Source organism: Streptomyces sp. NPDC020780, from assembly GCF_044334475.1.
Lineage (GTDB): Bacteria > Actinomycetota > Actinomycetes > Streptomycetales > Streptomycetaceae > Streptomyces.
The window spans coordinates 228,913-241,515 of sequence record NZ_JBIRTB010000006.1 but is presented as its reverse complement, the minus strand read 5'-3'; the positions used below and the strand labels follow the sequence as shown (position 1 = coordinate 241,515).

Annotated in this window: 9 protein-coding genes and 2 pseudogenes; 6 read left to right on the top strand and 5 right to left on the bottom strand. The window is 71.9% G+C overall.

Features of this window, described 5'->3' with window-relative positions:
- Positions 1–6: 6 nt before the first annotated feature.
- Complete coding sequence (locus ACH4VO_RS13910; protein ID WP_360997932.1) at positions 7–1,638, bottom strand: protein kinase; 1,632 nt, start codon at positions 1,636–1,638, stop codon at positions 7–9.
- A gap of 294 nt (positions 1,639–1,932) precedes the next feature.
- On the opposite strand from ACH4VO_RS13910, the gene ACH4VO_RS13905 reads away from it, so the two are divergent.
- The 6 genes and pseudogenes from ACH4VO_RS13905 to ACH4VO_RS13880 all read left to right on the top strand — a co-directional run bounded on the left by ACH4VO_RS13905 (position 1,933) and on the right by ACH4VO_RS13880 (position 7,266).
- A complete protein-coding gene (locus ACH4VO_RS13905; RefSeq protein ID WP_360997934.1) occupies positions 1,933–3,555 on the top strand; it encodes a protein kinase in 1,623 nt (540 codons plus the stop codon).
- Between the two features lie 601 nt (positions 3,556–4,156).
- Positions 4,157–4,399, top strand: a complete 243-nt coding sequence (locus tag ACH4VO_RS13900) for a hypothetical protein (RefSeq protein WP_360997936.1) — start codon at positions 4,157–4,159, stop codon at positions 4,397–4,399.
- Positions 4,400–4,470: 71 nt separating this feature from the next.
- Positions 4,471–5,094 carry a PadR family transcriptional regulator gene (locus tag ACH4VO_RS13895; RefSeq protein WP_360997937.1) on the top strand — a complete coding sequence of 208 codons (624 nt, stop codon included), beginning with the start codon at positions 4,471–4,473 and terminating at the stop codon, positions 5,092–5,094.
- Positions 5,095–5,197: 103 nt separating this feature from the next.
- Positions 5,198–5,621, top strand: a pseudogene (locus ACH4VO_RS13890) (ABC transporter ATP-binding protein); the annotation flags it as partial.
- Positions 5,615–6,598 (top strand): annotated as a pseudogene (locus ACH4VO_RS13885) (ABC transporter permease); the annotation flags it as partial. The pseudogenes ACH4VO_RS13890 and ACH4VO_RS13885, both read left to right, overlap by 7 nt.
- A 119-nt stretch (positions 6,599–6,717) precedes the next feature.
- The gene (locus ACH4VO_RS13880; protein ID WP_360997941.1) at positions 6,718–7,266 is read left to right on the top strand and encodes a bacterial proteasome activator family protein; all 549 of its coding nucleotides are present in this window, start codon (positions 6,718–6,720) and stop codon (positions 7,264–7,266) included.
- Between the two features lie 228 nt (positions 7,267–7,494).
- Here the strand turns inward: ACH4VO_RS13880 and ACH4VO_RS13875 are convergent, their stop codons facing one another.
- The 4 genes from ACH4VO_RS13875 to ACH4VO_RS13860 form a co-directional block, all read right to left on the bottom strand.
- Positions 7,495–8,481 (bottom strand): NAD(P)H-quinone oxidoreductase, encoded by a 987-nt coding sequence (locus ACH4VO_RS13875; RefSeq protein ID WP_360995439.1) that lies wholly within the window; start codon positions 8,479–8,481, stop codon positions 7,495–7,497.
- Positions 8,482–8,555: 74 nt separating this feature from the next.
- A complete protein-coding gene (locus tag ACH4VO_RS13870; RefSeq protein ID WP_360995443.1) occupies positions 8,556–9,659 on the bottom strand; it encodes a potassium channel family protein in 1,104 nt (367 codons plus the stop codon).
- The gene (locus ACH4VO_RS13865; RefSeq protein ID WP_398440948.1) at positions 9,656–11,098 is read right to left on the bottom strand and encodes a molybdopterin molybdotransferase MoeA; all 1,443 of its coding nucleotides are present in this window, start codon (positions 11,096–11,098) and stop codon (positions 9,656–9,658) included. The genes ACH4VO_RS13870 and ACH4VO_RS13865 overlap by 4 nt, the downstream gene beginning before the upstream one ends.
- A gap of 437 nt (positions 11,099–11,535) precedes the next feature.
- Positions 11,536–12,411: an NTP transferase domain-containing protein gene (locus ACH4VO_RS13860; protein ID WP_360995449.1), complete on the bottom strand. Its 876-nt coding sequence runs from the start codon at positions 12,409–12,411 to the stop codon at positions 11,536–11,538.
- Positions 12,412–12,603: the final 192 nt, after the last annotated feature.

The window sequence follows — 12,603 nt, the reverse complement described above, 5'->3', positions numbered from 1 at the left end:
CGCTGTTCAGGGGGTGGTGCCCGTGCCCGTCCCGGTGGTCGTACCCGCGGCGGCGCCCGCCGAGGTCCCGGCCGGGGTACCACCGCTGGTGCCGTCGGTCGTGGTGCCGCTGCCGTCGGTCGTTCCCTCGGTGGTGGTGCCGCCGTCGGTGGTGCCGCCGTCGGTGGTGCCCGTGTCGCCGGTGGAGCCGTCGGTCGTCGAACCGCCGCCCCCGCTCGTGCCCGGGTCCGACGTCGTCGGGGTGTCCGTGGGCTCCTGGGTCGGCTGTGTCGGGGTGTCGCTCGGGGTCCACGACGGCTCCTTGCTGGGCCAGGAGTTCCCGCCCGTGGAGCTGCCCGTCTCGCGCGACGGCTCGTCCGACGGCTCGTCCGACGGTTCCGGGGAGGACTTCGTCTCGGACGGCGACGGGGAGACCGACGGTGCGGCGGGCGGCTTCTTCTTCGTGTCTCCCTGGTCCGCCGCCTGCATGGCGAAAGCGACACCCGCGCCGATCGCGATGAGGGCCAGCAGGACGAACAGCCACATCTTCCCGCGGCCGCCGCCACCGTGCGAACCGCCGGCGTAGGCCCCGTCGTCGGGGTTCATCGGCGGCAGGATCGGCCCCTGCGAGGTGTCCCCGTGCATGGGGTGCGCCATGGCGGCCGTACCACCGCCGATGTTCATCGCCGCCGTGTGGCCGCCGTCGTGCCCCGCCGCGACCGGGCCCGTGTTCCAGGTACCCGTGTGACCGCCCTGGACCTGCAGCATCTGCAGGCTGTACTGGACCAGGCCGCGCATCTCCTCGGCGCTCTGGAACCGGTCGTCCGGGTCCTTGGCGAGGGAGCGCATGACGAGGCCGTCCAGCTCGGGAGGCACACTGCCCGTGACCTCCGACGGCGGGACCGGGATGTCCTGGACGTGCTGGTACACGACGGACAGCGGCGTCTCACCGGTGAACGGGGGCCGCAGCGCGAGCAGTTCGTAGAGAAGGCAGCCGGTGGCGTACAGGTCGGACCGGTGGTCGACCGCCTTGCCGAGCGCCTGCTCGGGGGAGAGGTACTGCGGTGTGCCCATGACCATGCCCGTCTGGGTCATCGTCGACTGGGCGCCGTGCAGGGCGCGGGCGATGCCGAAGTCCATGACCTTGACCGCACCGGAGTGGGTGATGATCACGTTCGCGGGCTTGATGTCACGGTGCACGATGCCGTGCTGGTGCGAGTACGCGAGCGCTTCCAGCACACCCGAGACGATGATCAGCGCCTGCTCGGGCGGCGGGGCCTCCGCGCTGAGCAGCAGATCGCGGATCGTGCGGCCCTCGACCAGCTCCATCACGATGTAGGGAACGGTCGCCCCGCCCACGACGTCCTCACCGGAGTCGTACACGGCGACGATCGCATGGTGGTTGAGCCCCGCGACGGACTGTGCCTCGCGGGTGAAACGGGCCTTGGAGACCGGGTCCTCGGCGAGATCGGACCGGAGCAGTTTCACCGCCACCGTACGTCCCAGCCGGACGTCCTCCGCGGCGAAGACCTCGGCCATGCCGCCGCGGCCCAGCCGGTGGGTCATGCGGTAGCGGCCGTCCCCGACCACGCCACCGACGCCCCAGGAGTCGGTGCCATCCGAAACTCCGCCGCCGTTTGCTTCGGAATCGGGTGCCATCAGTCCTCGCCGTCGTATCTGTCCCCGCGTGCGCGGGTTCTCACGGTGCCTTGCTGCATTGCCACGTCACGCTACAGCCTCCGGAGGACACCCCGGTTTCCAGAGTGACGGGTCATCCAATCGGCTGGCGTGCCGGGCACGCAAATTACATGCGCATCCTGTAACGCTTCCGAGACGCTTCTCGCGCGTAGGGTCACGGAACGGGCCCCCGGCTTGACGTGTCGGACCCCTCGGGCAGACTTGGCCCGTAACAGGGATCACCGCGTCCGTCGGGCGCCGAGGGGGATGCAAGTCATGAGCCACGACGGCGCACACGGGCGCTACGCGGGCGGATCCGTGGCCGGCGGCCGCTACCAGCTGCGCGACCTGCTCGGCGAGGGCGGCATGGCCTCGGTCTACCTCGCGTACGACTCGGCACTCGACCGCCAGGTCGCCATCAAGACGCTGCACACGGAGCTGGGGCGCGAACAGTCCTTCCGCGAGCGCTTCCGGCGCGAGGCCCAGGCCGTGGCCAAGCTGCAGCACACCAACATCGTCTCGGTGTTCGACACGGGCGAGGACGAGCTCGGCGGCGCGCTCATGCCGTACATCGTCATGGAGTACGTCGAGGGGCAGCCGCTGGGTTCCGTACTCCAGTCGGACATCCAGCAGTACGGCGCCATGCCCGCCGACAAGGCGCTCAAGGTGACGGCCGATGTGCTCGCCGCCCTGGAGACCAGCCACGAGATGGGCCTGGTCCACCGCGACATCAAGCCCGGAAACGTCATGATGACCAAGCGCGGCGTCGTCAAGGTCATGGACTTCGGCATCGCCCGTGCCATGCAGTCGGGGGTCACCTCGATGACCCAGACCGGCATGGTCGTCGGTACGCCGCAGTACCTCTCCCCCGAGCAGGCGCTGGGCCGCGGGGTGGACGCGCGGTCCGACCTGTACTCGGTCGGCATCATGCTCTTCCAGCTGTTCACGGGACGCATCCCCTTCGACGCGGACTCGCCGCTCGCCATCGCGTACGCGCACGTCCAGGAGGAGCCGGTCGCTCCGTCGAGCATCAACCGGTCCCTCACTCCGGCGATGGACGCGCTCGTCGCCCGCGCGCTCAGGAAGAACCCGAACGAGCGCTTCCCCAGTGCCGCGGCGATGCAGGACGAGATCGCCCGCGTGCTGAACGCGAGCGGTCCGGCCGGTGCTCCGGTGATCATCGGCGGCGGTGCGCCGGTCAACAGCGGCTCGGGCGTCGGCTCGGCGGTCTTCCCGCCCGTGGACCAGGCCGCCCCCGCTCCGCACGGCGTGCAGACGCCCTACCAGCCGCAGCCCCACCACCCCCAGCAGCAGCCCGGCCCCTACGGGGTGCCGACCCCCGCTCCCACGCCGGGATACGGCTACCCGCAGGCGGCCCAGCCGTACGGGCCCGGTGCCGTGGGGCACCGGACTCCGCCCGCGTACGCGACGTCCCCGCAGCCCACGGGGGGCAACGGCCGTTCCCGGTCGGGCATGCCGGTCGTCGTGGGGTCGATCGTGGTGGCGCTGATCGCCGTCGGCGGCCTCATCGCCTTCCTGGACTTCGACGACGGCTCGGACTACGGCAAGGGCGGCGATCCTGGCTCCAGCGAGTCCGCGGTGGCGGGGGAGCACAAGCCCCCGGAGCGGAACCGGACGATGGAGACCGAGAAGTGCACGGACGCCACGGAGGACACGGACGACCCCGCGAAGGTCCAGGCGCCGAACTTCATCTACAAGGACGTCCTCTCCGCGAAGGCGTGCGCCGCCGCGGCCGGCTGGACCGTCAAGGTGATCGAGGTGGAGGGCAACACCTACGCGGAGGACCAGGTCATCGGCCAGTTCCCGACGCCGGGTGCGGCTGTTGCTGAGCGGGGCACCCACTTCGAACTCCAGATCGCCACGGGCGACCCGGCCTGACGGCTGCGTGCTGTCGGGGGCTGCGTGCGTGCTGCCTGATGCCCGCCTCGGGGCTGCGTGCGTGCTGCCTGCCTGCGCGCTCCCTTGCTGACAGTTTCTGACGACTCTGACTGCTTCCTGCTCCGCTCCGGCTTCCTTCGTGGCAGCCGGCCCGCCCAGAGCGGGCCGTGTGCCGGGTGTCCGCCCGGGGCCGTGTGCCGTGCGGTGGGCCCGGGATGCCGGGCCTCCGTGTGCGTGTGACGCTGATCTCATGCCTCAGGGACTCCTGGCTTCACGGTCGTCACGATGTGTGGCCTCTCTGGCCATGTCCGCCGGGCTGATCATCGGGCCGGTCTCCGTGGCGTACGGCAACGTACGGTCGTCCACTGTCACCCCTGCGTCCACCTCTGCGGCGCGCGGCCTTCCGGCCCACGCTCTCCCCGCTCAGGCCTTCCCCGCACCCGCTCTCCCCGTGCGCTCGCGGGAAGCCGGCGCGCCCGTTCGGCCGTCGCCCTCGCCGTCCCCCCGTTCCCCCGGCGCCGGTCCGTCCGCCGAGGACTCCCCCCTGGCCGGGAGGCAGGCGGGGAAAGGCCGGCCCCGGCCCGGGCGGTCGCTGACACCCATGGAACTCGCGCGCTCCGAGACGCCGCCTGCCGACGAGGTGCCACCGGAGGACCCGGACGAGGCGCCCGCGTTCACCCCACCGCCCGGCGCTTTCCCCGAGCCCGGGAGGTCGGCACGGCAGCGGCAGGCGCTGGACGGGCCTGCCGCACGGCAGGTCCCGCTACTGACGCTGGGCAGCGGGATCGCCCTGGTCGGACTGGGACTGGGGTTCCTCGCCTTCCGCATGCGCCGGGCGGTCTGACGGGGGGCCGAGGCCTTCTCCCCCTTCCGGGACACTTGCGGCGGTACACATACTCGGTATGGATACTGAGTATGTGTATCCGCCACGGGCTGCTGGCCCTTCTTGAGCGAGGGCCCCGCTACGGCTCTCAGCTCCGCACCGAGTTCGAGTCCCGCACCGGTGCCACCTGGCCCTTGAACGTCGGGCAGGTCTACACGACGCTCAGCCGGCTGGAGCGCGACGGCATGGTCGTGCAGAACGGCGAGGACGACGCGGGTCACCCGCTCTACTCGATCACCGACGACGGCCGCGACGAGCTCCGCAGCTGGTTCGAGACTCCTGTGGACCGCAGCAATCCGCCCCGGGACGAGTTGGCGATCAAACTCGCCATGGCGGTCGGCGCCCCGGGGGTCGACATCCGGGCCGTCATCCAGTCGCAACGCGGCCACACTCTGAAGGCGATGCAGGACTACACCCGGCTCAAGGCGCAGGCCCTCGCCGACGTACCCGCCGACCGCGACGAGGTGGCCTGGCTCCTCGTGGTGGAGCAGCTGATCTTCCAGGCCGAGGCGGAGGCCCGGTGGCTGGACCACTGCGAGTCGCGCCTGGTCCGTCTCGCCGAAGCCGCCATGACCGACCCCGCCCCCCGTGCGGCCGGGCCGGCGAGCCGAGGAGCCGCCCGGCCGGCAGGCTCCCGTCCCTCCGTCCGCCGCTGACCCACGCCTGACGCCGACCGGCATGCGACACACCGGCGACCGGCCCACCCGTCCCGCAGCCGTCTGCCTGACCATCGCGCCGTTCTCAGGGGGAACACCCGCCATGTCCACGTCCGTACCCGCCCCGTCCGCCGGTGTCCCCGCGGACACGCCCGTGCTCGAACTGCGGGCGCTGACCCGCACCCACGGCTCCGGTGCCGCAGAGGTCCATGCTCTGCGCGGCGTCAGCCTGTCCGTCCGCACCGGTGAGCTGGTCGCCGTCATGGGTCCCTCCGGGTCCGGCAAGTCCACGCTGCTGACGCTGGCCGGGGGCCTGGACACCGCGAGCAGCGACCAGGTCGTCATCGAAGGCCAGGACCTCTCGGCGCTCGGCCGCAAGGGCATCGCGCGCCTGCGCCGCCGCAGTATCGGCTACGTCTTCCAGGACTACAACCTGATCCCCGCGCTCACCGCCGCCGAGAACATCGCCCTGCCGCGCGAACGGGACGGCGTACCCGTGCGCCAGGCCCGCAAGGAGGCGGGGGCGGGCGCGCGGAAGCTCGCCGAAAGCCTCTCCGCCGACGCGCACAAGAAGCTGTTGAACTCCCCCGCCTGCGTCGACGAGTTCAACACCGCGCAGGCGCTCAACACGGGTGACAGCCACATCGTCGTCGGTGACGCCGCGCTGCTCAGGACGTATGTGAAGCTCGACGACCCGGCGGCAGCCGCAGCCCTGGCTGCCGGAACGCCCGTGCTGCTCAACCCGGCGTACGCGGAGAACGGTGAGGTCACGCTCAAGGCCGTGCACACGTACGACGAACGGGACAAGGAGAATCGGAAGCTCCACCCGGGTAAGACCGAGGCCACCACGGACCGGGTGAAGGTGTACGTCGCCCCCGCGCGGTACGCCGCCACCCCCGGAGTCCGCATGATCCTTCCGCAGCGAGCCGCAGACCGGCTCGGGCTGCACACCGCGGTCCTCGGAAGCGTCTACGCTGTCGCCCACGCGCCGACGGACCGCGAGGGGCAGGCAGTGGCCGCAGTGATCACCCAGGCCGGGAACGGGATCTACCTGCAGTCGGAGAGACCCTACGAAGACCGCGGCGAGGAGGTGGTCCTGCTGGTCCTCGCCCTGTTCGCGGGCGTGGTCACCCTGGGCGCCGCCGGCCTCACCACCGGTCTCGCGAAGGCCGACGCGCAGGCCGACCTCACCACGCTCAGCGCGGTGGGCGCACCGCCCGGAGTGCGGCGCACCCTCTCCGGATTCCAGTCTGTGGTGGTCGCCCTCACCGGCGTGCTTCTCGGGACGGCGGCGGGCGTGGTGCCCGCGGTGGCGTTGCGACTGGTCGACCTGGGAGAGGCGATGGAGGCGATGCGTCGGCAGCCCATGGACTCCGCCTACACGCCGATCGTGATGCCGTGGGAGACCCTCGGCTTGCTGGCCCTGGTCGTACCGGTGCTGGCCGGGTTGCTCGCGGCCGCGTTCACCGGCTCACGGCTGACACTGACCCGCCGCGCGGGATGAGCGTCCCGGGGCGGGGTCGTCCCTGACTGACCGGCCGATCGGCCGCCCCCGGAAAGGTGGATCATGCTTTTCCGGGGGCACCACCGTGTGGTGCAGCAGGTGTGCGAGACAATGGCGACATGGAGATGCCGAGGAATGACCGGTCGCAGGAGCACCCCCAGGTCCTCGTGGTGGGGCAGGACGGAATGGCTATCGGTGGCGGGGGCGGCGACGACGAGTCGCGTGAGGTCCCGGTGACGGAGATGGTCGAGCAGCCCGCCAAGGTCATGCGCATCGGCAGCATGATCAAGCAGCTTCTGGAAGAGGTCAGGGCCGCTCCTCTCGACGAGGCCAGCCGGGTGCGGCTCAAGGAGATCCACGCCAGTTCCGTGAAGGAACTCGAGGACGGGCTGGCACCCGAGCTGGTGGAGGAGCTGGAACGGCTGTCGCTGCCGTTCACCGAGGAGTCCGTCCCCTCGGAGGCCGAGCTGAGGATCGCCCAGGCCCAGCTGGTCGGCTGGTTGGAGGGGCTGTTCCACGGGATCCAGACCGCGTTGTTCGCGCAGCAGATGGCGGCCAGGGCCCAGCTGGAGCAGATGCGCCGCGCCCTTCCCCCGGGTGCGCTCCACGAGGACGAGGAAGGCGGCCCGGACCCGCACGGTCCGGCTCGTTCGGGCCCGTACCTGTAGCCGCCGTCACGGCCGTGGGCGGGACGACGCCGCACGGAGGCGCGGGCAGTGGTCAGCGTCCTGTGTCGCCCCTACGCGCCGGGGGCCGGCACACCTGAGGTGTGCCGGCCCCCGGCGCGTAGGCCGTCCTGGGTGTCGGTCTGAGTCCGCCTGTCCTCGTTGCCCGGTCGTCGGCTCTCGGGACGCGGGGGGACGCCGGCCTCTGGACGCCGGGGCGCCGCGTCTCCCTCAGGCCGTCGGGGCGAGCAGGAGCACCTTGCCGATGTGGGTGCTGGACTCAAGGACCCGGTGGGCCTCCGCCGCATCCGCCATCGGCACCGTACGGTCCACGACGGGCTTGACTACACCTTGCTCGATGAGCGGCCAGACGTGCTCGCGTACCGCGGCGATGATCGCGGCCTTCTCCGCGAGCGGCCGGGCACGCAGGGACGTGGCCGTGACGGCGGCCCGCTTGCTCAGCAGGGCCCCCAGGTTCAACTCGCCCTTGGCTCCGCCCTGCATACCGATGATCGCAAGCCGGCCGTTCACCGCCAGCGCCCGCACATTGCGGTCCAGGTACTTGGCCCCGACGATGTCGAGGATGACGTCGGCTCCCGCACCGTCCGTCGCCCTGCGCAGCTCGTCGACGAAGTCCTGCTCGCGGTAGTCGATGAGGATGTCGGCACCGAGTTCCTTGCACCGGGCCAGCTTCTCGGGGCCGCCCGCGGTCACCGCGACCCGCGCCCCCACCGCCTTGGCGAGCTGGATCGCCATCGTGCCGATGCCACTTGAGCCGCCATGGACGAGCAGGGTCTCACCAGGCCGCAGATGGGCCACCATGAAGACGTTGGACCAGACCGTCGCGGTGACCTCGGGCAGCGCGGCGGCCACGGCGAGATCCACTCCGGCGGGCACGGGCAGCAGCTGTCCGGCCGGTACGGCCACCTTCTCCGCGTAACCACCGCCCGCCAGCAGCCCGCAGACCTCGTCGCCCACGGACCAACCGGTCACACCCGGACCGAGTGCCGCGACGCGGCCCGCGCACTCCAGGCCGGGATAGGGGGACGCGCCGGGCGGAGGGTTGTAGAAGCCCTGCCGCTGCAGGACGTCGGCCCGGTTGACCGCACCGGACACGACCTCGACGAGGACTTCGCCCTCGCCTGGTACGGGATCGGGGACCTCGGTCCATACGAGCGCCTCGGGGCCACCGGGTTCGGGGATCGTGATCGCATGCATGGCCGCGAGGCTACTCCGTACGGCCTTCCGGGCGTGTCAGGCTTGCCTGGGACCCGTCCGCGCGCCCGGGCCGTCTACGACCGCTGGTTGGACTGCGGCGGATGGTTCGCCGGTGGCACGTGGAGCGGCGAGGCCCGCACGATCGTGATGACACGGTCCGTCAGCTGCAGGGGGCTGGCTGCCGGATCGTCGTAACCGAGCAGCCGGTGCCCGCGCAGGACGCTGACCACCAAGTCGTCGGTCTCCCGGACGCTCTTGCCCACCTCGGCCTTTATCACCGGCCGTTCGACGAGATCGAGGCCGCTGCCCTGCTGGATGAGATCCTCCATCACCGTGCCGGCGCTCGGGCTCAGGACGGAGAGCCCCAGCAGGCGGCCTGCCGCGCTGGCACTGGTGATCACGGCGTCGGCGCCGGACTGACGCAGCAGCGGCGCGTTCTCCTCCTCACGCACGGCGGCGACGATCTTCGCGCCCCGGTTGAGCTGCCGCGCCGTCAGGGCGACCAGCACGGCGGTGTCGTCGCGCTGAGTGGCGATGATGACCTGCCGCGCTTTCTGTACCTCCGCCCGCAGCAGCACGTCACTGCGCGTGGCGTCACCCACCACACCCACGAATCCCTCGGCGTTGGCCGCCTCGATCACCTTGCCGGCCGGGTCGACGATGACGATCTGGTCCTTCTTCAGCCCGGTGGCACAGAGCGTCTGGATTGCCGAGCGGCCCTTGGTACCGAAGCCCACGACAACTGTGTGTTCACGCAAGTTGGTTCTCCAACGGTTCAGCCGGAAGTCCTCCCGGGTCCGTTCCGTCAGGACCTCGAGGGTGGTGCCGACCAGGATGATCAGGAACAGCACACGCAGCGGCGTCACCAGCACCACGTTGACGAGCCGCGCCGAATCGCTGTACGGCACGATGTCGCCGTACCCGGTCGTCGACAGCGTCACCGTCGCGTAGTAGACGGCGTCGAGGAAGTCGACCTTCTCATCGGCGTTGTCGTGGTACCCGCCCCGGTCCGCCCAGACGATGAAGACCGTGGCGGCCAGTACCGCCAAGGCCATCGCCAGCCGCTTGGCGACCTGCCGCAGCGGCCGGTCGACCACCCGCCGTGGCAGGAGCACCCGAGTGGGCACCACGTATTCGTCGGCGCGCCTGGCCATCGCGTCGTGGCCGGGAAGTTTCACGTGAAACACCCTTCAGTCCACGGCGTTGCCGAGGCCCACGGTAGATCGAGGATCTCCACCTCGGTGCCGGACCGTACCCCGCCCGGGGGCACCACAGCCAGCCCGTCCGCAGCGGCGATCCCCCGGAGCATCGCGGGACCGTTGTAGTGCAGCGGCACGACCCTGTCCCCTCGGTGGACCACGGGGACGAGTCGCGTGTCGTGCGGATGGCCCTGGACCTCCTCGTGCACCGGCACTCGGAACGCGTCCTGAGCGGGCCTTCCTGCGATTCCCCGGAGCAGGGGTTCGGCCAGCGTCAGCAGACCGGAAACGGCTGCGAGCGGATTGCCGGGCAGACCCACCAGGTAGGGACCCCCATCGGGGAACCTGGCCAGAAGCATGGGGTGGCCGGGGCGCACGGCTACTCCGTCGACCAGCAGCTCGGCGCCGGTGTCGGCGAGTACCGGATGGACATGGTCGACGGGCCCGGCCGCGGTACCGCCGGTCGTGACGATCAGATCGGCGTCGGATGTGGTGAGGGCTCGGCGGAGGGCGTCCGCGTCGTCCCCGAGACGCTTGGGGGCCGTGACCTCCGCACCCAGGGCCCGGAGCCACGGGGCCAGCATCGGGCCGAGGGCGTCCCGGATCAGCCCCTCACGCGGCAGTCCGACGGTGAGCAGTTCGTCCCCCAGGACGAGAACGTCGACGCGTGGCCGGCCGACGGCCACCAGGGCGTCGTACCCCGCGGCGGCCGCCAGGCCGAGAACGGGCGGCGTCACCAGAGTCCCGACGGGCAGAAGCTGGTCGCCGGACCGGCACTCCTGGCCGCGCGGGCGGATGTCCTGCCCGGGAACGACCGGGCGAGTCGAGTGGAGCAGCCCCTTGGTCTCGTCCGCGTGTGCGTGTTCGCTGCGGATGACGGCGGTGGCCTCGGAGGGAATGCGGGCGCCGGTGGCGATGGGTACCGCTGTGCCGTCGGGCAGCGGTACGGCCGTGCTGTGGCCGGCGAGAACCCCTTCGCCCTCGCGTACGGACCACGGGCCCGGCCCTGCGACGACCCAGCCGTCCATGGCCGACGTGTCGAAGGACGGCAGATCGGTGAGGGCGACCACGGCCTCGGCCAGGACGTGGCCGAGCGCCCGGTCCAGAGGAAGCCGGTGAGCGGCGCGCGGGGCGGAGCGGCCGAGGCGCTCGGCCAGGGCGCGGGCGCCGGTCCACGACGTGGTCGGGTGTGAGGGGGAGGAGCGGGACGGGCGGGAGGAACCACTGGAACCGCTGGAGCCGTGGGATGCCGCGGGGCGGGCACGGCTGCGGGCAGCCGGGGAAACGTCGGCGGCCGAGGGCCCCTCGCTGGACGCCGCCGGGGTGCGCGGAGCGGAGGAAAGGGAGGGCCCGACGGGCTCGGAGGGGAGGGGCCGGCCGGGCGCGGAGTGCGCGGAGGGGACCTGGCGTCCGACCAGAGCCAGAGCCTGCTCGACGGCCCGCTCCTCCTCGACGGCACGGGTTTCTGCGGTACGGGCTTCCTCGGCGGAGCGGGTTTCTGCGCGAAGGGTTTCTGCGGACCGGCCTTCTGCGGCGGTGCAGGGTTTTGCAGGCGCTCGCGCCTTCTCTGCGGCTCGAGCTTCTGCGGCCGTCGGGGCTTCCTCCGGCTCGGGGACTTCTGCTGCCGGCCCGGCTTCCCCTGCGCGGAGCCCGTCAGGCTCGCGGGTTCCGTCGGCGGTCCGGGCATCCCCGGCCCTGCCGATCAGGTCGGCGGCGTGGGGCTGCTGAGCGGCGGCAGAGGATCGCTGAACGGCAGGGGATCGCTGGGCGGCAGGGGATCGCTGGGCGGCATCGGTCGAGCGCCCGCCCGGCCGGTCCGCCGGAAGCGGATCCCCCGTCTCGCCTCCTGGCGCCGTCATGGCGTGCCGGTCCCGCTGCCGGCCTCCGTCTCTTCCTCCCAGCGCAGGGCCAGCGCGGCGGCCTTGCGGGCCGCGTCCGCCACGGCGGCGGCCGCGTCCTCCGGGCTCGCCCCACTGCTCGCCTTCGCCGCCGCGTACCCCACCAGGAAGGTGGTCAACGGTGCGGCGGGCCGGGCGACGCCGTGCGCGGCATCACGGGCGAGGTCGAGGAGGACGCCGGTATCGACGTCGAGTTCGATGCCCAGTTCGTCTTTGACTGTGGTGATCCATTCGTCCAGCACGGTTCCATGGTCCCTGATACGCGCCCTGGCGGCAGCAACGTCTTCCCAGGTGTCGCAGTCGAACGAGGCGAGAGGCCCCGCCTCGACCCGGTCGAGGGCGAGTTCGGCCGTCAGCAACCGCAGCGGCAGCCCGGCGAGGCTGCCGTGCTCCGTAGCCAGGAGCGCGAGTTCGCGGCGCAGCGGTTCCGCTCGGTAGACCGCCACGAGCGGCTGGTCGCGTCCGTCCGGGTCCGTACACACAGCGCCTTCGCAGGCACCCGTACCGACCGTGTCCAGCAGCGAGCGGACGGTCGCCCCGTCCAGGAACGGCAGGTCCGCGGAGAGCACGAGCACGGTTTCCGCGGTCACGTGCCGGACACCGGCCCCGAGCGCCGCCAACGGCCCTCCGCCCGGTGGTACTTCGCGCGTCCAGAAGACCGGACGCGTGGTGGGTCTGCGCCCGCCCACCACGACGGTGGTGCCCGCGTCGGCACAGGCCGTGAGTACGCGGTCCAGCAGCGCCCGTCCACCCACCTGGAGCCCGGGCTTGTCGGCTCCCCCGAGCCGCTCGGCGGCTCCTCCGGCAAGGACGATGGCGTCATACGCGGTCATGACCCGAGTATGCGGGCCGTCCGATCCGCCAATCACCCCGGGGCGGGACTGCTCCCGGAGCCGGCGCCGGAAAGAACGGGGGCCAGCACGGCCCCGACCGGCCCGGCCCGCGCGCCCACCGCCCTGGCCGGAGCGTGCCCACGCCCGTACACCTCCGGCCCGCATGCCGACCGCCCTGGCCGGTCCATGCCC